The organism is Pseudomonas yangonensis, from assembly GCF_009932725.1.
In the GTDB taxonomy this organism is placed as follows: domain Bacteria; phylum Pseudomonadota; class Gammaproteobacteria; order Pseudomonadales; family Pseudomonadaceae; genus Aquipseudomonas; species Aquipseudomonas yangonensis.
The window spans coordinates 36,898-57,006 of record NZ_BLJU01000002.1 but is presented as its reverse complement, the minus strand read 5'-3'; the positions used below and the strand labels follow the sequence as shown (position 1 = coordinate 57,006).

Below are 20,109 nucleotides of genomic sequence, written 5' to 3'. Positions count from 1 at the left end.
AGGAGCGACATGACTGCCGCTAATGGCCAAACGGCGAAACCCGTGGATAATGCCGGCACCTGCTTTCAACCGGAGGCCTCGATGGCCAGACTGCGTCTATCCCTACGCCTGTTCCACCTGGCCCTGGTCATCGCCTTCGGCACCCTGCTGGCCGGCGTCGTCAGCCTGTGCGAACGCGTGGTACGGCACGACCTGATGCCGCTGCGCCAGCGCCTGACGCGTTGGTTCCTGGCACGCCTGGGTGGTGCGCTGCCGTTTCGCGTGCGGGTCGAAGGCGAGTTGCCCGAAAAGCCGATGCTGTGGGTCGCCAACCATGTGTCATGGACCGACATTCCCCTGCTCGGCGCCCTGCAGCCGCTGTCCTTCCTGTCCAAGGCGGAAGTGCGCGCCTGGCCAGTTGCCGGCTGGCTGGCGCACAAGGGCGGTACGCTGTTCATCCGTCGCGGCGCGGGCGACAGCGGCCAGGTCGGCCAGCAGCTCACCCGTCACCTGCAGCAGGGCCATCACCTGCTGATCTTCCCTGAAGGCACTACCACCGATGGCCTGGCCCTGCGCACCTTCCACGGCCGTTTGCTGAGCAGCGCCATCGACAGTGGCGTGGCCGTACAGCCCGTGGCCATCCGCTACCTGCGCGATGGTCAGCCCTGCCCAGTGGCGCCTTTCGTGGGCGACGATGACATGCTCTCGCACCTGCTGCGCCTGCTTTCCAGTTCCGCCTGCGAGGTGGAGATCCACCTGCTTGAGCCGATTTCCAGCGAATCACGCAGCCGCAACGAACTGGCCCGGCACAGCCAGGCCGCAATCGCCTGCGCCTTGCAGCTGGAAACGCCCGCCATGGTGCCGACCGAAGCCGAAGCCGCCTGATCCACCGCGTAGCCCGGATGCAATCCGGGGCTTTGCAAGGGCTCCCTGGATTTCATCCAGGCTACAGGCCATAGCCGTTCAGCCAGCCGGCGGCACGATCAAGGCATCGCTGTCGAGCGTACCCAACAGGCGGCTGGCCACGCTGCCCAGGAAGAAGCGCGAGACGCCCTCACGGGCATGGGTGCCGAGTACCAGCAGATCGGCACCGGACTGACGCAAGGCCTCACCGATCACCCCTTCGGGCGATCCGATCTGCACCAGCAGGCGCTCGTGGCTCAGCGTCGCGCCGACTGCATCCAGACGCTCCACCAGTTGCTCACGCAGCAGCTTGCGCTGGTTCTCCATCACTTCGGCGCTGATACCCGCCTCCATCATCGCCCCCGCTGCCAGCGGCTCAACCGCGCTGGCCACATGCAGGTTGTCCAGGCTCGCCAGACCCAGGTCGCGTGCGCGTTTGAGGGCGTGTTGCGAGGTGCGCGACAGGTCCATCGCCAGTAGCGCGTGACGGTACTCGTGGGTCACCGGACCATTGACCCGCAGCACCGGCAGATGGCTGCTGCGCACAACGCGTTCGAGCGTGGTGCCGACGAAGAAATCACGCAATGCCGACTTGCGATGGGCCCCCACCACCAGCAGATCGGCGCCCATGCCCTGGGCACCTTCGACGATCAGAGTGGCGGCCTCGCCGGTGGCCACGATCACCCGCGGCACGCTGCCGGCCTGTTCGCCAAGGCGCTCGGCCTGCGCCTGCAACAGCGTTTCTGCCTGTTGCACCTGACGCTGCACGTGCGCCGCCGGCGCATCGTCGTCGATCACATGCAGCAGGCTCCATTCGCCGCCACCCTGGCGACGGATCAGTTGTACGGCGCGTTGCACCGCGTGCGCCGAACGCTCGGACAGGTCGGTCGCTACCAGAATCTTGATCATCTCGTTTCCTCCATGGGATTCACACCGAGTTACATTCAAGCCGCTCCTGCCGGTCCACTCCTTGATGCAGGTCAGGCACAGCGCAGCAAAGCGCTCTAGGGTTGCCAGGAAAGCCCGTGAGATCACCCGACTCGCCGAAGGAGATGCGTCCATGTCCGGCTCACCCTCTGTAGATAGTGACCACGCCTGGCACGGTTTGACTGCACAACAGGCGCTCGAGGCGCAGCACAGCAGCGCCAGCGGCCTCAGCCAGGCCGAAGCCGAACGACGTCTGCAGCGCCATGGCGCCAACCGCCTGCCACCACCGCAACGCCGTGGGCCGCTGCTGCGCCTGCTCTATCAGTTTCACAACGTGCTGCTCTATCTGATGCTGGTGGCCGCGCTGATCACCGCCCTGCTCGGCCATTGGATCGACACCTCGGTAATTCTCGCCGCGGTGCTGATCAACGTGATCATCGGCTTCATCCAGGAAGGCAAGGCGGAGAATGCGCTGGACGCCATCCGCAACATGCTCTCGCCTCACGCCATGGTGCTGCGCGGCGGCGAACGCCACGAAATCGATGCCGAACACCTGGTGCCCGGCGACGTCGTGTTGCTGGTATCCGGCGACAAGGTGCCGGCCGATCTGCGCCTGCTCGGCGTGAAGAACCTGCTGGTGGAGGAAGCCGCACTGACCGGCGAATCGGTCCCGGTGGAAAAATCCGTAGCCCACTGCAGCCTCGACGCCGCACTCGGTGACCGTCGCTGCATGGCCTATTCCGGCACGCTGGTCAGCAGCGGCCAGGCCACCGGCGTGGTGGTGGCCACCGGCGCCGACACCGAACTGGGGCGCATCGGCGCCATGCTGCAACAGGTTCAGGCGCTGTCGACCCCGCTGCTGCGGCAGATCGAACAATTCAGCCGCTGGCTGGCGGTGATCATCCTGATCCTGGCCTTCGCCACCTTCGTCCTCGGCATTCTGTGGAACGGTCAGAACCCCGGCGACATGTTCATGATGGTGGTGGCCCTGACCGCAGCGGCCATCCCTGAAGGGCTGCCGGCGATCATGACGGTGATTCTGGCCCTCGGCGTGCAGCGCATGGCTGGTCACAACGCCATCGTACGGCGCCTGCCGGCGGTGGAAACCCTGGGTTCGGTGACGGTGATCTGCTCGGACAAGACCGGCACCCTGACCCGCAACGAGATGACGGTGCAGCGCGTGGTCAGCGCCAGCCGCGTTCTCGATGTCTCCGGTGTTGGCTACGCCCCGGAAGGAGCCTTCCACCAGGACGGCACGCTGCACGAGCCCGACGCCGACCTGCTGGAGATCGCCCGCGCCGCGCAACTGTGCAACGACGCCCGCCTGCATCAGAACGAAGCCGGCCACTGGCTGTTGCACGGCGACCCCACCGAAGGCGCGCTGCTGACTCTGGCACTGAAAAGCGGCCTCGATATTCACAGCCTGCAGATGCAGTTGCCACGCAGCGACGCGATTCCGTTCGAGTCCGAGCATCGCTTCATGGCGACCCTGCATCACGATCACACCGGCCATGGTCTGATCTATCTGAAGGGCGCTCCGGAGCGCGTGCTGGAGATGTGCTCCAGCCAGCGCAGCGCAGACGGCGGCAGCGTGCCACTGGACGCCGATTACTGGCGACGCCAGGCCACCGACCTGGCCGCCCGTGGGCTGCGCCTGCTGGCCCTGGCCAGCAAGGCCGCACCGGCTGAACAGCGCACGCTGAACTTCGCCGACGTGGAGGATGGGCTGACGCTGCTGGCCCTGGTCGGCATCATCGACCCGCCTAGGGAAGAAGCCATCGCCGCCGTGGCCGAATGCCAGCGCGCCGGCATTCGAGTGAAGATGATCACCGGCGATCACGCCGAAACCGCACGCGCCATCGGCGCGCAACTGGGCATCGGCGTCGGCCTGCCGGCGCTGACCGGCGCCGAGCTGGAGCTGCTCGATGACCGCCGCCTGCGCGAGGTGCTGCCCGGCGTCGAGGTATTCGCTCGGGCCAGCCCGGAGCACAAGCTGCGCCTGGTGCAGAACATGCAGGACAGCGGCCAGGTGGTGGCCATGACCGGTGACGGAGTCAACGATGCGCCGGCCCTGAAACGCGCCGATGTAGGCGTCGCTATGGGCCTGAAGGGCACCGAAGCGGCCAAGGAAGCGGCCGAAGTGGTGCTGGCCGACGACAATTTCGCCTCCATCGCCGGCGCCGTGCGCGAGGGTCGGGCGATCTACGACAACCTGAAGAAATTCATCCTCTTCGCCCTGCCCACCAACGGCGGCCAGGCGCTGATCGTGATTTTCGCCATCCTGTTCCAGGTGATGCTGCCGCTGACACCGGCGCAGGTGCTGTGGATCAACATGGTCACCTCCAGCACCCTGGGTCTGGCGCTGGCGTTCGAGCCCAGCGAGCGCGGCCTTATGAACCGCGCTCCGCGGGCGCCGAACGAGCCTCTACTGTCCGGCTTCTTCGTCTGGCGGGTGGTGATGATCTCGGTGCTCATCGCCGGTGCCGGCATAGCCCTGTTCCTGTGGGAACTGCAGCTTGGCAACGACCTGGGCAGTGCAAGGACCGTGGCGGTCAACGCCGTGGTTATGTGCGAGATCTTCTACCTGCTCAACTGCCGCAGCCTGTTCGGCTCGGTGCTCAGCCGCGAAGCCCTGCTGGGCAACCGAGCGGTACTGCTGACCATCACCCTGTGTCTGGTGCTGCAGGGGCTGTTCACCTACGCGCCGCCGCTGCAAGGCGTATTCGGCTCGGTCGGCATGAGCCTGGAGCAATGGCTGCGGGTGCTGCTGGCGGGCCTGGCGCTATTTGCCTTGGCAGAGCTGGAGAAATGGGTGGTGCGGCGCTATCACCTGCATCCGCAGGCGGTCTGAACGCCAGAGCAACGATGCAGTGATGTCGTCGCGGCTGAAGCCCCTCCCACGGTGCCAGACATCCGCTTCTGTGGGAGGCGCTTCAGCGGCGAGCGGGAATGCTGCTCACCCCCGGATTGCCTCCGGGCCACGCCCCAGCTCGGCCGCGGCGAATGCCATCAGCTGCGGATAGAAGGCGCGAAAGTCTTCGCTGAGCGGTTCGTACAGACGCTCCAGTTCGCTCAGGCTGCCGTCGAGCAACTGTGGTCTGGACAGCCGCCGCTGCATGCCGGCAATCACCTGCTCCAGCACCGCGAACTCGCGGTAGCTGCCCAGCCAGTCCTGCGCAGCCATGCGCGGCGCCATCAGAGCCAGACGCCCCGGCAACTCCGGTTCGGCAGCCAGCACCTGATACACCCGACCAGTGAAGCGCTCCAGCGGCAAAGTGGCATAGGCCTGCCAATCACGCGCCAGGCAATGGTCGAAGAACAGGTCCAGCAGCATGCCGGCCATGCGCCGTCGCTCAAGCGGGAAACGCGCTCGTGCGCGTGCCTGCAGCGGGTGACTGTCGGTGAAGGCATCGATACGCCGGTGCAGACGGATGGCGGCCTCGATCTGCGCCGGCCAGCGTCCGTTGAGCGGGCCTTTGACGAAATCGCCATAGAGGCTGCCAAGCAGCTGTGCCGGCGCATCGCCGCCGAGATGCAAATGGGCGAGGTAGTTCATCCGGCGAGCTTAGCACTGACAAGACATCGAAACGGTTGATGGAGACTATCGGAACAAACGATCTGTATATCGCTCAGAGACGATATAAGGTTCGCCACATGCCGATACGCAACGATCACGCCATGGACATCGATCTCGACGCCATCATCAAGGCCCTCGCCCACCCGGTACGCCGCGACATCCTCGACTGGTTGAAGGAGCCCGAACGCCACTTCGCCGAACAGGATCACCCGCTGGAGATCGGCGTGTGCGCCGGCAAGATCTTCCTGCGCACCGGGCTTTCGCAGTCCACCGTTTCCGCCCATCTGACCACCCTGCAACGCGCCGGTCTGGTGACCAGCCGCAAGGTCGGCCAGTGGCACTTCTTCAAGCGTAACGACGAGCTGATCCAGGCCTTCGTCGAGCGCCTAGGCCAGCAACTCTGATTTGACTCTTCCTTCGGAGAAATCACATGCCCACACTGTTCGACCCTATCCAGATCGGTGATCTGCACCTGAACAATCGCATCATCATGGCGCCGCTGACTCGCTGCCGTGCCGACGAAGGCCGTGTGCCCAATGCACTGATGGCCGAGTACTACACCCAGCGCGCCTCGGCCGGCCTGATCATCAGCGAGGCCACCGCCGTCACGCCGATGGGCGTGGGCTACCCGAACACGCCCGGCATCTGGTCCGACGAGCAGGTGCGTGGCTGGAGCAACATCACCCAGGCGGTGCATGCCAATGGCGGCAAGATAGTCCTGCAACTGTGGCACGTCGGGCGCATCTCCGACCCGATCTACCTGAACGGCGAACTGCCGGTCGCGCCCAGCGCGATCCAGCCGGCCGGCCATGTCAGCCTGGTGCGGCCGATCAAGGACTACGTCACCCCGCGCGCACTGGAAACCGAAGAGATCGCCGATATCGTCGAGGCGTATCGTCAAGGTGCCGAGAATGCCATGGCGGCCGGCTTCGACGGTGTGGAAATCCACGGTGCCAATGGCTACCTGCTCGACCAGTTCCTGCAGAGCAGCACCAACCAGCGCACCGACCGCTACGGCGGCAGCATCGAAAACCGCGCGCGTCTGCTGCTGGAAGTGACCGATGCCGCCATTTCCGTGTGGGGAGCCGGCCGCGTTGGCGTACACCTGGCGCCGCGTGCCGACTCGCACGACATGGGCGACGCCAACCGCGCCGAAACGTTCGGCTACGTCGCCCGCGAACTGGGCAAGCGCGGCATCGCCTTCATCTGCGCCCGCGAGAAGGAAAGCGACGACAGCCTGACACCGCAACTGAAGAAGGAATTCGGCGGCGTGTTCATCGCCAACGAGCGTTTCACCAAGGACCAGGCCAACGCCTGGCTGGCTGAAGGCAAGGCCGATGCGGTGGCATTCGGTATCCCCTTCATCGCCAACCCGGACCTGCCGGAGCGCCTGCAGCAGGACGCAGAGCTGAACGAGCCGCATCCGGAAACCTTCTACGGTTCCGGCCCGGTCGGCTATATCGACTATCCAAGGCTGTAACGCGCTTGCGCTTCTGAACAGCAAAACGCCGCGTTCCCCTGCAGGAGCGCGGCGTTTCTGTTGCTGCTCAAGGTAGCAGCGAGCTCCGCTCACGAGTCGCGGGTCTCAAGCGCTTCACTGTGGGAGGGGCTTTAGCCGCGACCAATAAGCCAACCCCCGCAATGCGGGGCGTTGTTTATCGAACTATCAGCACTCAGCGCTGATTGATCTGCTGCTGCAGATTCGCCACCTGGCTCTGCAGCGTGTTGATGTTGCGCGTCATCTGTGCACGGAAGGCATCGAACTCGGCGGTAGTCGGGCCCGCGCCGGTGGCGGCCGGGCGATTGTCCAGCTCGCTGCGCAGTACCAGCAGATCCTGCTCCAGGCTGCGGATGGCCTGGGCCGGGTTGCCCTGCTTCTTCAGCGCATCGATATCGCCACCGAGCGCCTTGATACGGGTATCGAGCTTGGCCAGTTCGGCCTGCGTCGCCTTGGCGTCACCCTGCGCGGCCTTCAGCGCTGCCTGCTCGCTGCTCAGCGCCTGCAGGCGCTTGTCGAAATCGGCGCTGGCACCAACGCCACTCTTCAGTTCGCTACCCAGTTGCTCGACGCGCTTGTCCAGCGCGGCCTGAGCGGTTGCGCTCTGCTGTTGCTGCTTGCTCAGTTCGGCCAGGCGCGTCTCCAACTGTTTGACCTGCAGCTTGAGCGCCTCGCTGCCGCTGGTGACGCTGGATTCGGTGGCCACCACCTTGCCGGAAATATCCTGAATACGTCCGGCGGCCTCTTCGCTGATACGCGCGAAGCTCTCCTGGGTCGCCACCAGGCGCTGCTCCATCAGGCCGATCTGTTGCAGGCTCCACCAGCCCAGGCCGGCCAGGGCGAAACTCAGCGCACCAACCAACGCCCACAACGGCCCGGTGCTGGGCCCCCTGGCCGCCGGCGCCTTGCTGCTGGTCACGCGGCCGCTGCGCGGGGCCGGCTCCTCGCGTGGCTCGGCGAAATCCTCGCGGCGCTCCGGGGTCAGGCTGGGCAGGTTGTCGAGCTCATCATTGGCGTCATTGCGCATGGTCGGACCTATGGCTGGAACGTAGAAACGGAAATGCCGCGCAGTATACCGATTCGCCACTATGGCATCAGCGTCGCGCCAAGCAGGTGCGTGGCGCACCGACAAAGGGCGCGACAGGGCCATCGACTCGCCTGCAGCCCGGCAGTTCCGCAAAACTTGAACTGGTACGCACTTTGCTTTTTTGATCTCGTCCTGAACGCGCTCATGGTGCGTCGCTCACGAGCCAGCAAGCGGCCTGAAAGTTCTTCAATGCACTCAGCACGAAAATACGTGTGAAAGCCACCAGGAAGTGGCTAGCCAGGTCACGGCGGGCGAGGAATGCCGCACCCCGTGCCCCTTCAACCAACCGGGGGAAGTCGCGATGGAACTGAACAAAGAAGTACTGGACTGCATGAAAGCGCTGCGTCGTCGCCTGCGCGAAGAGCAGGCAGTGGACATTCGCCTCAGCCAGCCCGACGCCATCGGTGCCATGCTCGATGGCAGCCTCAAGTCCGATGACGAAGAAACCCGCAGCCTGGGCAGGCGCCTGGCCGAGCTCTCCGATCAACCCCGGGGCGTCGCGACGCCCGAGGCGGCAGCGGAGTTGCCGGCCGGCGGCGCAACCGGCTCGGTGCGCATCTATCGCGGCCAGCGCATCTACGCCTGAGGCCCCATCTGCGCCTGCCACCAGGTGCAGAATTCGTCCAGCGCTTCCCACAGGCTGGCCCTGGGCTCGTAGCCCAGGTATTCACGGGCACGATCGATGTTCAGGGAGAAATCCCTGGCCATCACCGCCACGCCCAGGCGAAACAGGCTCGGTTCGGGCCGCCCGGGCAGCAGGCGACACACACCCTCGTTGAGCGTCGCCGCAGCATAGGCCAGCGGCAACGGCACATGCCGGGTCACCGGTGGCAGCTCCAGGCGGCGCAGCACGTAGTTGACCACATCCCACAATGGCACCGGCGCGCCATTGCTGATGTTGTACACCTGCCCGAGGGCCGCACCACCGACCTGCAGCGAGCTGAGCAGGGCCTCGTTGAGATTGTGCACGTTGGTGAAATCGACCTTGTTCAGGCCATTGCCGATGATCGCCAGGCGGCCCTTGCGCTGCATGCCGATCAGTCGCGGGAAGATGCTGGTGTCGCCGGCTCCGGTGACGAATCGCGGGCGCAGGGCGATCACCTCCAGGCCAAACTCCTGCGCGGCGAATACCTGTTGTTCGGCCAGGTATTTGGTCTTGCCGTAGTGATCGGAAAAGCGTTTGGGCACTTGCTCCTCCCGGACATCGACATGGGATTTGCCATCGAAGTAGATCGATGGCGAAGACAGATGCACGAGACGCCGCACCTTCTGCTTGAGACAGGCATCGACGATGTTCTCGGTGACCGTCACATTGGCCTGATGGAAATGCGCATAGTCGCCCCACACGCCAACGGCGCCGGCGCAGTGCACCACTGCCTCTACGTCCCGGCACAGCGCCTGGGCCAGCTCGGCATCGCCCAGGTCGCCTTGAACGAACTCGGCGCCGCGCTTGATCAGGTGCTGCACACCCTCGGCACGGCGGCCATTAACCCGCACCGTCAGGCCTTGCTCGAGGGCGAAACGGGCAAAACGCCCACCGATGAAACCACTCGCGCCAGTGACCAGAATCCTCATCGTCCCCCCAACATGTTTTTTATAATGGCCGCACTCTAGCAGCGCTCATTCCGGACTGCGCTGTCGGCGAAGGCCAGAACGACGACCCGGCAGGCCGCTTATGAAAGCTGTGGTACCAGCACCGAAGCCGAGTGGCGACGCAACTGCGCGGTCAGCTCGCCGAACAGCTCACCGCCGTTGCGCCAGTGGTGCCAGTACAGCGGCACGTCGATGAAGCGCTCCGGCACCAGGTCTACCAGCCTGCCGCAGGCCAACTCCTCGCGCACCTGCAACTCCGGCACCAGGCCCCAGCCCAGGCCGCCTTCGGTCAGGCGCACGAAACCTTCCGATGAGGGACACAGGTGATAGGCAAAGGCGCCGGTAACCCCTAATCCCGCCAGGTAGCGGTGCTGTAACTGATCGTCCGGGCCATAGACGATGGCCGGCGCCCGCGCCAGCGCCTCGGCCGTGACGCCAGTGGAAAAGTGCCGCGCGATGAAGGCCGGGCTGGCCAGCGCGCGATAACGCATCGCCCCCAGTGCCAGGCTGCGCGCGCCGGCTACCGGACGCTCGGCGGCGCATACGCAGCCGGCCACCTCGCCCGCGCGCATGCGCTTGAGGCCCACTTCCTGATCCTCTACCACCAGCTCCATCAGCACCCGCCGGGTGGCGCAGAACTCGGCCGTCGCCGCCGCCCACCAGGTGGCCAGGCTGTCGGCGTTGATGGCGATGCGCAGACGCTCCGGCAAGGCCTGTTCATCCAGCGCGGGAACCTGAGCCTGCAGGTCGCGCTCGAGCAGGCGCACCTGCTGCACGTGGTTGAGCAGACGCTGGCCGATCTCGGTGGGCGCCGGAGGCATTGCACGCACCAGCACCGGCTGGCCGACCCGTGCCTCGAGCAGCTTGATGCGTTGCGATACCGCCGACTGCGACAGGCCCAGCACCTGCGCCGCCCGCTCGAAACCGGCCTGCTCCACCACCGCTGCCAGGGCGGCCAGCAATTTGTAATCGAACAATCGATTTTCCTAATGTGCAATCAGCATTATTTGTTTCTCTTATACACCTTCGCGCCGCAGACTCGCCAGCATCCACCTTACCTCTGGAGCCCAGCATGGCCGGCGAAACCGATCTCTCACGTTTGCTGCAGGGCATGACGCCGCGACTCAACCCCGGGCAGTACGTATTTTGCTGCGTCGCCGCCGACCACGACTGCAGCGGCCTGCAACCCATCGCCAGCCTGCGCGAAGCCGAGGGCCTGAGCCTGGTGTTGCAGCGCGACGTCGCCGACGCCCACGGTCTGGGTTACGACTACATCGCCGCGTGGATCACCTTGCAGGTCCATTCGTCGCTGGCGGCCGTGGGCCTGACCGCGGCGTTCTCCGCCGCCCTGGCTCAGGCCGGTATCAGTTGCAACGTGGTCGCCGGCTTTCATCACGACCATCTCTTCGTGCCCATCGAACGCGCCGAACGGGCGCTGTCCACCTTGCGCGCGCTTGCAGCCGCCGCCACGCCGGAGTCAGCCTGATGTGGCAGAGCTACAGCAATGGCCTGCTGGTGGCCATCGGTCTGATCATGGCCATCGGCGCCCAGAACGCCTTCGTTCTGGCGCAGAGCCTGCGTCGCGAACATCACCTGTCGGTGGCGGCGCTGTGCATCGTCTGTGACGCGGTGCTGGTGGCGGCGGGCGTGTTCGGCCTCGCCACCTTGCTTGCGCAAAGCCCGACGCTGCTGGCCATCTCCCGCTGGGGCGGCGCCGCGTTTCTGCTCTGGTACGGCAGCCAGGCGCTGCTGCGCGCCGCCCGCCCACAATCACTGCAGGCGGCTGGCAGCGAACCGCGTTCGCTTCGAGCGGTGATGCTCGCAGCGCTGGCGGTCACCCTGCTCAACCCGCACGTCTATCTCGATACCGTGCTGCTGATCGGTTCGCTCGGCGCCCAGCAGCCCGAACCCGGTGCCTATGCGGCGGGGGCTGCCAGCGCCTCCTTGCTCTGGTTCAGCGCCCTGGCGCTTGGCGCGGCCTGGCTTGCGCCCTGGCTGGCCAGGCCGCTGACCTGGCGCCTGATCGACCTGGGCGTGGCGGCGATGATGTTCGCGGTGGCGGCCCAGTTGATAGTCGGAACAATCTGAAAGGCCCGCCGCCGGTCAGGACGTGTCGCAACCGCTACCCTGACGATGGTCTATCCTCAAATACCGAGGCCATGGCGGCGGGTTGCACCTTTTACCTTATCAAGCCGATCAGAGTGGTTCCGGGCATCGAGCGACGTCCGTCGGGTCATTGAAAATAATGGTTGCACCTGGTTGCACCCGCTTTTTTACGGGTTTAATCTCGCGCAGATTTTTTGCCGTGAATAACCCGAACAAGTAGGACTTCCCCCATGGCTACCACGACCCTTGGCGTAAAACTCGACGATGCCACCCGCGAGCGCTTGAAGACCGCCGCAGCAAAGATCGACCGCACCCCGCACTGGATGATCAAGCAGGCGATCTTCAATTATCTGGAGCAGGTCGAGAGTGGCCTGACGCCCGCCGAGCATGCCGGCCTGGCCGCTGCTGCCGGTGAGGAAGCCCTGGAGTCGCTGACCGAGCAGGGTCTGCAGGTGTTCCTCGACTTCGCCGAGAGCATCCTGCCGCAGTCGGTACTGCGCGCTGCCATCACCAGCGCCTACCGTCGCCCGGAAACCGAAGTGGTGCCGATGCTGCTGGAGCAGGCGCGCCTGAACCCGCAGCAGGCCGAGGCCTCGCAGAAGCTGGCGCTGGGCATTGCCGAGAAGCTGCGCAACCAGAAGAACGCCAGCGGCCGTCAGGGCCTGGTGCAGGGCCTGCTGCAGGAGTTCTCGCTGTCGTCGCAGGAAGGCGTGGCGCTGATGTGCCTGGCCGAAGCCCTGCTGCGCATCCCCGACAAGGCCACCCGCGACGCGCTGATCCGCGACAAGATCGCCAACGGCAACTGGAGTCAGCACCTCGGCCAGAGCCCGTCGATGTTCGTCAACGCGGCCAGCTGGGGCCTGCTGATCACCGGCAAGCTGGTGTCCACCCACAACGAGGCCGGCATGACCTCGGCGCTCAACCGCATCATCGGCAAGAGCGGCGAGCCGGTGATCCGCAAGGGCGTGGACATGGCCATGCGCCTGATGGGCGAGCAGTTCGTCACCGGCGAGACCATCGCCGAAGCCCTGGCCAACGCCGCCAATCTGGAAGCCAAGGGCTTCCGCTATTCCTACGACATGCTCGGTGAAGCCGCGCTGACCGAGGAAGACGCCAAGCGCTACCTGGCCTCCTACGAGCAGGCCATCCACGCCATCGGCAAGGCCTCGCACGGTCGTGGCATCTACGAAGGCCCGGGCATCTCGATCAAGCTCTCTGCCCTGCACCCACGCTACAGCCGCGCCCAGTACGAGCGCGTGATGGACGAGCTGTACCCGACCCTGCTGGGCCTGACCCAACTGGCCAAGCAGTACGACATCGGCATCAACATCGACGCCGAGGAAGCCGACCGCCTGGAGCTGTCGCTGGACCTGCTCGAGCGCCTGTGCTTCGAGCCGAGCCTGGCCGGCTGGAACGGCATCGGCTTCGTCATCCAGGCCTACCAGAAGCGCTGCCCGTACGTCATCGACTACGTCATCGACCTGGCCAAGCGCAGCCGTCATCGCCTGATGATCCGCCTGGTCAAGGGCGCTTACTGGGACAGCGAGATCAAGCTGGCTCAGGTCAACGGCCTGGAAGGCTACCCGGTGTACACCCGCAAGCCGTACACCGACGTGTCCTACATCGCCTGTGCGCGCAAGCTCCTGGCCGCGCCGGAAGCCATCTACCCGCAGTTCGCCACCCACAATGCCCACTCGCTGTCGGCCATCTACCACCTGGCCGGGCAGAACTACTACCCGGGCCAGTACGAGTTCCAGTGCCTGCACGGCATGGGCGAGCCGCTGTACGAGCAGGTGGTGGGCAAGCTCAAGGACGGCAAGCTGAACCGCCCGTGCCGCATCTACGCGCCGGTGGGCAGCCACGAAACCCTGCTGGCCTACCTGGTACGCCGCCTGCTGGAAAACGGCGCCAACACCAGCTTCGTCAACCGCATCGCCGACCACAGCATCTCGCTCAAGGATCTGGTGCTCGACCCGGTGCAGCAGGTCGAGCAGATGGCCGCGCAGGAAGGCGCCGTCGGTCTGCCGCACCCGCGCATCGCGCTGCCGCGCGACCTGTACGGCAAGGAGCGGGTCAATTCTTCAGGCCTGGATCTGGCCAACGAACATCGCCTCGGCTCGCTGTCCTCGGCGCTGCTGTCCACCGTCAACCACAGCTACCTGGCCGAGCCGATGCTCGGTTGCGATGGCGCCAACCCGGGCGAGCCGGAGCCGGTGCGCAACCCGGCCGATCATCGTGACCTGGTCGGCCATGTGCGCGAAGCCAGCGTTGCCGATGTCGACAGCGCCCTGCTCTGCGCCCTGGCCAGCGGGCAGATCTGGCAGTCGACCCTGCCGGCCGAGCGCGCCGCCGTACTGGAGCGCGCCGCCGACCTGATGGAAGCCGAGCTGCAGCAGCTGATGGGCCTCTTGGTACGCGAGTCCGGCAAGACCTTCGCCAACGCCATCGCCGAAGTGCGCGAGGCGGTGGACTTCCTGCGCTATTACGCGATCCAGGCGCGCAGCTTCGGCAACGACAGCCACCGTCCGCTGGGCCCGGTGGTGTGCATCAGCCCGTGGAACTTCCCGCTGGCGATCTTCAGTGGCCAGGTGGCCGCCGCATTGGCCGCCGGCAACACCGTGCTGGCCAAGCCGGCCGAACAGACCCCGCTGATCGCCGCCCAGGCCGTGCGCATCCTGCTCGAAGCCGGCGTACCAGCCGGTGCCGTGCAGCTGCTGCCGGGCCGTGGCGAAACCGTCGGCGCGCGCCTGGTGGGTGACGAGCGCGTGCGTGGCGTGATGTTCACCGGCTCCACCGAAGTGGCCGGCATCCTTCAACGCAACATCGCCGGTCGTCTCGACGCCCAGGGCCGCACCATTCCGCTGATCGCCGAGACTGGCGGCCTCAACGCCATGATCGTCGACTCCTCGGCGCTGACCGAGCAGGTGGTGATGGACGTGGTCGCCTCTGCCTTCGACAGCGCCGGCCAGCGCTGCTCGGCCCTGCGCGTGCTGTGCGTGCAGGACGACGTGGCCGATCGCGTGCTGACCATGCTCAAGGGCGCCATGGCCGAATACAGCCTCGGCAACCCGGAGCGTCTGAACACCGACATCGGCCCGGTGATCGACGCCGAAGCCAAGGCCGGCATCGAAACCCACATCGCCAAGCTGCGCGAGAAAGGCCGCAAGGTCACTCAACTGGCACGCGTCAACGGCGAGGAGATCAAGCGCGGCACCTTCGTCGTACCGACCTTGATCGAGCTGGACAGCTTCGACGAAATGAAGCGCGAGATCTTCGGCCCGGTGCTGCACGTGGTGCGCTACCAGCGCGCTGACCTTGGCAAGCTGCTGCAGCAGATCAACGACAGCGGCTACGGCCTGACCCTCGGCGTGCACACCCGCATCGACGAGACCATCGCCCAGGTGGTCGGCACCGCCAAGGTCGGCAACCTGTATGTCAACCGCAACATGGTCGGCGCCGTTGTCGGCGTGCAGCCGTTCGGCGGCGAAGGTCTGTCCGGCACCGGCCCGAAAGCCGGTGGCCCGCTGTACCTGTATCGTCTGCTGTCGACCCGTCCGCAGGAGGCGGTCGCCCAGTACCTGCAACAGGCCGAGGTGCAGACCCTGCCGGTTCCGAGCGAACTGGACAAGGTGCGCGCCGCCTTCGCCGAGTGGGCAGGCAAGCAGGAGCCGGGCATCGGCGCGCTGTTCGAGCAGTACCGCGCGCTGTCGCAGAGCTACAGCAGCCACACGCTGACCGGCCCGACCGGCGAGCGCAACAGCTACAGCCTGCTGCCGCGCGAGCGCGTGCTCAACCTGGCCGACGAGCGCAGCGACCTGCTGGCCCAACTGGCCGCCACCCTGGCGGTGGGCAGCAAGGCGATCTGGCTGGAAAGCCAACGCGCGCTGCATGCCGAACTGCCGAAGGAGGTGCAGAAGCACATCCAGCTGGTGGCCGACTGGAACAGCATCGATGTGGAGCTGGACGCCATCCTGCACCACGGCGATTCCGACCAGTTGCGCGCGGTGAGCGAGCAGGCAGCGCAGCGCAAGGGCGCCATCGTCGGCGTGCACGGGCTGAACAAGGGCGAAACCGACATTGCGCTGGAGCGCCTGCTGATCGAGCACGCCTTGAGCGTCAACACCGCAGCGGCCGGCGGTAACGCCAGCCTGATGACCATCGGTTAAACGCCGCTGTCATCTCGTGGAAAGCTGGCTGAAAGCTTTCCACGCCATGCTGTACCCACGCGGCGCAACTGCCTGCAGGGGCTACCCGCCCGGCACCGCGTTCTCTCCTTCCGACCTTCGGGTCTGCGCCAGCCTACCCGGCCGGCGCATCGAGCGGGGCCAAACGCCCCGCCCGCTCTTCCCCCCTCGAAACTCCATCTCAGTTAGCCATCATTGCGTAACGAAAAGTTCGGACTATCGTGTCAGGACTGGTGCGCCCAGGCGCGCCGGTCGGAGCTGCATTCCTGACTCGTTCAGGTGCTCGACAACGCCTGCATACAGGGATGTGCGTTGACGAATCCTGACTATTGATTCAAGTCAGGATGCAGTGCTCGTCAAACGCGCTCAATACCTATGTCCCCTTGTGACACGGAGGTAATTGAGATGTCTGATTCGACACAAAAACTCCGCCTCGGCGCATTGATTGCGCTGGTCGTCGGCTCCATGGTCGGCGGCGGTATTTTCTCCCTTCCGCAAAACATCGCTGCCAGCGCCAGCGCCGGGGCCACGCTTGTCGGCTGGTTGATCACCGGTGTCGGCATGCTGACCCTGGCGTTCGTGTTCCAGACCCTGGCCAACCGCAAGCCCGAACTCGACGGCGGGGTCTACGCCTACGCCAAGGCCGGTTTCGGCGACTACATGGGTTTCTCATCGGCCTGGGGCTACTGGATCAGCGCCTGGATCGGCAACGTCAGCTACATGGTGCTGCTGTTCTCCACCCTGGGTTACTTCTTCCCGGTGTTCGGTGAAGGCAACACCCTGCCGGCGGTGATCTGCGCCTCGCTGCTGCTCTGGCTGCTGCACTTTCTGGTGCTACGCGGCATCAAGGAGGCGGCGTTCATCAACACCGTCACCACCATCGCCAAGATGGTTCCCCTGGCGCTGTTCATCATCATCGCCGCCATCGCCTTCAAGTTCGACGTCTACACCGCGGATTTCTGGGGCCATGGCAACAGTGAACTGGGCAGCGTGATGGATCAGGTGCGCAACATGATGCTGGTCACCGTCTGGGTGTTCATCGGCATCGAAGGCGCAAGCATCTTCTCGGCCCGAGCCGAGAAACGCAGCGACGTTGGCAAGGCCACGGTGCTCGGCTTCGTCGGCGTGCTCCTGCTGCTGGTGCTGGTCAACGTGCTCAGCCAGGGCATTCTGGCTCAGGCCGAACTGGCCGGCCTGAAGAACCCCTCCATGGCCGGTGTACTGGAGCAGGTAGTGGGTCCCTGGGGCGCACAGCTGATCGCCATCGGCCTGATCGTCTCACTGGCTGGAGCCTTGCTGTCGTGGACGCTGCTGTGCGCCGAGATTCTCTTCGCCAGCGCGCGCGACCACACCATGCCGGAGTTCCTGCGCAAGGAGAACGCCAACCAGGTTCCGGCCAATGCGCTGTGGCTGTCCAACGGGCTGATCCAGCTTTTTCTGATCATCACTTTGTTCAGTGCCTCCACCTACCTCAGCCTGCTGTACCTGGCCACCTCGATGATTCTGGTGCCGTACTTCTGGTCCAGCGCCTATGCAGTGCTGCTGGCCGTGCGCGGCGAGACCTACGAAAACGCCGCTGGCGAGCGCAACAAGGATCTGCTGATCGCGGGTATCTCTACCCTTTATGCGGTCTGGCTGGTGTACGCCGCTGGCGTGCAGTACCTGCTGCTCTCGGCACTGCTGTATGCGCCTGGCGCGATTCTATTCGCCAAGGCCAAGCGCGAACTGGGTCAACCCATCTTCACCGGCGTCGAGAAGCTGATTTTCGTCGTCGTGCTGATCGGTGCCGCCATCGCCGCCTACGGGCTGTATGACGGCTTCCTGAGTCTGTAACACCGCTGGCCGGCGGCCCGCAACGGGCTGCCGGCCAGCCTGAAAACTCGCTCTACGAGAAGGAGTTCGACATGTCCAAGAAGCCCCTCGGCGTTCATTCCGAAGCCGGCAAACTGCACAAGGTGATGGTCTGCTCGCCGGGCCTCGCCCATCTGCGCCTGACCCCCGCCAATTGCGACGAACTGCTGTTTGACGACGTGATCTGGGTATCGCAGGCCAAGCGCGACCATTTCGACTTCATGACCAAGATGCGCGAACGCGGTATCGAGGTCGTGGAAATGCACAACCTGCTGGAAGAAACCGTCAGCGATCCCCATGCGCTGAAGTGGATTCTCGACCGCAAGATCACTCCCAACAGCGTAGGCCTCGGCCTGCAGAACGAAGTGCGTTCTTTCATCGAAGGTCTGGAACCGCGGCGCATCGCCGAGTTCCTCATCGGCGGTGTATCCGGTGCCGATCTGGCCAGGCACAAGGATTCCGAGGCGGCGAAGATGTTCAACGCCTACCTGGGCGAAGCCAGCTTCATCTTCCCACCGCTGCCCAACACCCAGTTCACTCGCGACACCACCTGCTGGATCTATGGCGGCGTCACCCTCAACCCGATGTACTGGCCGGCACGCCGTCAGGAAACCCTGCTCACCAGCGCCATCTACACCTTCCACCCGGACTTCGCCAACGAACCCTTCGAGATCTGGTACGGCGATCCGGACAAGGATCATGGCTCGGCCACCCTTGAAGGCGGCGACGTGATGCCCATCGGCAACGGCACCGTGCTGATCGGCATGGGCGAGCGCACCTCGCACCAGGCCATTGGCCAGGTGGCACGCGCGCTGTTCGCCAAGGGCGCGGCAGACAAGGTGGTGGTCGCCGGCCTCGGCCGCTCACGCGCGGCCATGCATCTGGACACCGTGTTCAGCTTCTGCGACCGCGATCTGGTGACCATCTTCCCGGAAGTGGCCAACAGCATCGTGCCCTTCATCCTGCGTCCGGACGAAAGCCGCCCCGGCGGCATCGACGTGCGCCGCGAGGACAAGCCGTTCGTCGACGTCGTCGCCGAGTGCCTCGGCCTCAAGCAACTGCGCGTGGTGGAAACCGGTGGCGACGCCTACGAGGCCGAGCGCGAGCAATGGGATGACGGCAACAACGTGGTCTGCCTGGAACCGGGCGTGGTGGTCGGTTACGACCGCAACACCTACACCAATACCCTGCTGCGCAAGGCCGGCGTCGAGGTCATCACCATCAGCGCCAGCGAGCTGGGGCGTGGTCGCGGCGGCGGACACTGCATGACCTGCCCGATCATCCGCGACCCCATCGATTACTGAACAAGCCAGCCCCGGCGGCGACCCGCCGCCGGGCCCGTTTCAAGCTGCCCACAAGGAGATAGAACCATGGCTTTCAACATGCACAACCGTAACCTGCTCAGCCTGATGCACCACAGCACCCGCGAGCTGCGTTACCTGCTCGACCTGTCCCGCGATCTCAAACGCGCCAAGTACACCGGCACCGAGCAACAGCACCTCAAGCGCAAGAACATCGCGCTGATTTTCGAGAAGACCTCCACCCGTACCCGCTGCGCTTTCGAAGTAGCGGCATACGATCAGGGTGCCAACGTCACCTACATCGACCCCAACTCGTCGCAGATCGGCCACAAGGAATCGATGAAGGATACCGCCCGTGTGCTCGGGCGCATGTACGACGCCATCGAGTACCGCGGCTTCAAGCAGGAAATCGTCGAAGAACTGGCCCAGTACGCCGGCGTGCCGGTCTTTAACGGCCTGACCGACGAATATCACCCGACGCAGATGCTCGCCGACGTACTGACCATGCGCGAGCACGCCGACAAGCCGCTGCACGACATTGCCTACGCCTACCTGGGTGATGCGCGCAACAACATGGGCAACTCGCTGCTGCTGATCGGCGCCAAGCTCGGCATGGACGTGCGCATCGCCGCGCCCAAGGCACTGTGGCCGAGCGACGAACACGTTGCTGCGTGCAAGAAATTCGCCGAGGAAAGCGGCGCACGCATCCTGCTCACCGAAGACCCGAAGGAAGCGGTCAAGGGGGTGGACTTCGTTCACACCGACGTCTGGGTTTCCATGGGTGAGCCGGTCGAGGCCTGGGGCGAGCGCATCCAGGAACTGCTGCCCTATCAGGTCAACGCCGAGATCATGAAGGCCGCCGGTAATCCGCGGGTGAAGTTCATGCACTGCCTGCCCGCCTTCCACAACAGCGAGACCAAGGTCGGCAAGCAGATCGCCGAACAATATCCGAACCTGAAGAACGGCATCGAAGTCACCGAAGACGTCTTCGAATCGCCCTGGAACATCGCCTTCGAGCAGGCGGAAAACCGCATGCACACGATCAAGGCGATTCTGGTTTCGACCCTGGCTGACATCTGACGCTGCGCACTTGTCTCCCCTCT

At 65.1% G+C, this 20,109-nt stretch carries 16 protein-coding genes; 11 read left to right on the top strand and 5 right to left on the bottom strand.

What is annotated here, in order from left to right; translation table 11 throughout:
• Positions 1-81 precede the first annotated feature (81 nt).
• Positions 82-864, top strand: coding sequence for a lysophospholipid acyltransferase family protein (locus tag GYB81_RS01840; protein ID WP_161867388.1), 783 nt, complete (start codon positions 82-84; stop codon positions 862-864).
• Between the two features lie 78 nt (positions 865-942).
• On the opposite strand, the gene GYB81_RS01835 is transcribed toward GYB81_RS01840, so the two are convergent.
• Positions 943-1,791: a universal stress protein gene (locus tag GYB81_RS01835; protein ID WP_161867387.1), complete on the bottom strand. Its 849-nt coding sequence runs from the start codon at positions 1,789-1,791 to the stop codon at positions 943-945.
• A 151-nt stretch (positions 1,792-1,942) separates the two neighbouring features.
• Here GYB81_RS01835 and GYB81_RS01830 point away from each other — a divergent pair, with 151 nt between their 5' ends.
• A complete protein-coding gene (locus tag GYB81_RS01830) occupies positions 1,943-4,660 on the top strand; it encodes a cation-transporting P-type ATPase (RefSeq protein ID WP_161867386.1) in 2,718 nt (905 codons plus the stop codon).
• 105 nt (positions 4,661-4,765) lie between these two features.
• On the opposite strand, the gene GYB81_RS01825 is transcribed toward GYB81_RS01830, so the two are convergent.
• Positions 4,766-5,365, bottom strand: coding sequence for an acyl carrier protein phosphodiesterase (locus GYB81_RS01825; RefSeq protein WP_161867385.1), 600 nt, complete (start codon positions 5,363-5,365; stop codon positions 4,766-4,768).
• 122 nt (positions 5,366-5,487) lie between these two features.
• Between GYB81_RS01825 and GYB81_RS01820 the strand changes: the two genes are divergently transcribed.
• Together GYB81_RS01820 and GYB81_RS01815 are read left to right on the top strand one after the other, a co-directional pair.
• Positions 5,488-5,790 (top strand): ArsR/SmtB family transcription factor, encoded by a 303-nt coding sequence (locus GYB81_RS01820; RefSeq protein WP_041769672.1) that lies wholly within the window; start codon positions 5,488-5,490, stop codon positions 5,788-5,790.
• A 26-nt stretch (positions 5,791-5,816) separates the two neighbouring features.
• The gene (locus GYB81_RS01815; protein ID WP_161867384.1) at positions 5,817-6,866 is read left to right on the top strand and encodes an alkene reductase; all 1,050 of its coding nucleotides are present in this window, start codon (positions 5,817-5,819) and stop codon (positions 6,864-6,866) included.
• Between the two features lie 193 nt (positions 6,867-7,059).
• On the opposite strand, the gene GYB81_RS01810 is transcribed toward GYB81_RS01815, so the two are convergent.
• Positions 7,060-7,911, bottom strand: a complete 852-nt coding sequence (locus GYB81_RS01810) for a coiled-coil domain-containing protein (RefSeq protein ID WP_161867383.1) — start codon at positions 7,909-7,911, stop codon at positions 7,060-7,062.
• Between the two features lie 361 nt (positions 7,912-8,272).
• On the opposite strand from GYB81_RS01810, the gene GYB81_RS01805 reads away from it, so the two are divergent.
• Positions 8,273-8,557 (top strand): hypothetical protein, encoded by a 285-nt coding sequence (locus tag GYB81_RS01805; protein WP_161867382.1) that lies wholly within the window; start codon positions 8,273-8,275, stop codon positions 8,555-8,557.
• On the opposite strand, the gene GYB81_RS01800 is transcribed toward GYB81_RS01805, so the two are convergent.
• Together GYB81_RS01800 and GYB81_RS01795 are read right to left on the bottom strand one after the other, a co-directional pair.
• Positions 8,548-9,546, bottom strand: a complete 999-nt coding sequence (locus GYB81_RS01800; RefSeq protein ID WP_161867381.1) for an NAD-dependent epimerase/dehydratase family protein — start codon at positions 9,544-9,546, stop codon at positions 8,548-8,550. The two genes, GYB81_RS01805 and GYB81_RS01800, sit on opposite strands and share 10 nt — an antisense overlap.
• Positions 9,547-9,644: 98 nt before the next feature.
• Positions 9,645-10,541, bottom strand: a complete 897-nt coding sequence (locus GYB81_RS01795; protein ID WP_161867380.1) for a LysR family transcriptional regulator ArgP — start codon at positions 10,539-10,541, stop codon at positions 9,645-9,647.
• 95 nt (positions 10,542-10,636) lie between these two features.
• On the opposite strand from GYB81_RS01795, the gene GYB81_RS01790 reads away from it, so the two are divergent.
• From GYB81_RS01790 to GYB81_RS01765, 6 genes are all read left to right on the top strand, one after another.
• Entirely contained in the window at positions 10,637-11,050 is a 414-nt protein-coding gene (locus tag GYB81_RS01790) for an ACT domain-containing protein (RefSeq protein ID WP_161867379.1), read from the top strand.
• Positions 11,050-11,652 carry a LysE/ArgO family amino acid transporter gene (locus tag GYB81_RS01785; protein WP_161867378.1) on the top strand — a complete coding sequence of 201 codons (603 nt, stop codon included), beginning with the start codon at positions 11,050-11,052 and terminating at the stop codon, positions 11,650-11,652. Before GYB81_RS01790 ends, GYB81_RS01785 begins: the two co-directional genes overlap by 1 nt.
• A 248-nt stretch (positions 11,653-11,900) precedes the next feature.
• Positions 11,901-15,836 (top strand): trifunctional transcriptional regulator/proline dehydrogenase/L-glutamate gamma-semialdehyde dehydrogenase, encoded by a 3,936-nt coding sequence (putA, locus tag GYB81_RS01780; protein WP_161867377.1) that lies wholly within the window; start codon positions 11,901-11,903, stop codon positions 15,834-15,836.
• 423 nt (positions 15,837-16,259) lie between these two features.
• Entirely contained in the window at positions 16,260-17,687 is a 1,428-nt protein-coding gene (gene arcD, locus GYB81_RS01775) for an arginine-ornithine antiporter (RefSeq protein WP_161867376.1), read from the top strand.
• Positions 17,688-17,758: 71 nt separating this feature from the next.
• Complete coding sequence (gene arcA, locus GYB81_RS01770) at positions 17,759-19,009, top strand: arginine deiminase (RefSeq protein WP_161867375.1); 1,251 nt, start codon at positions 17,759-17,761, stop codon at positions 19,007-19,009.
• Between the two features lie 66 nt (positions 19,010-19,075).
• Positions 19,076-20,086 carry an ornithine carbamoyltransferase gene (locus tag GYB81_RS01765; protein ID WP_161867374.1) on the top strand — a complete coding sequence of 337 codons (1,011 nt, stop codon included), beginning with the start codon at positions 19,076-19,078 and terminating at the stop codon, positions 20,084-20,086.
• Positions 20,087-20,109 lie beyond the last annotated feature (23 nt).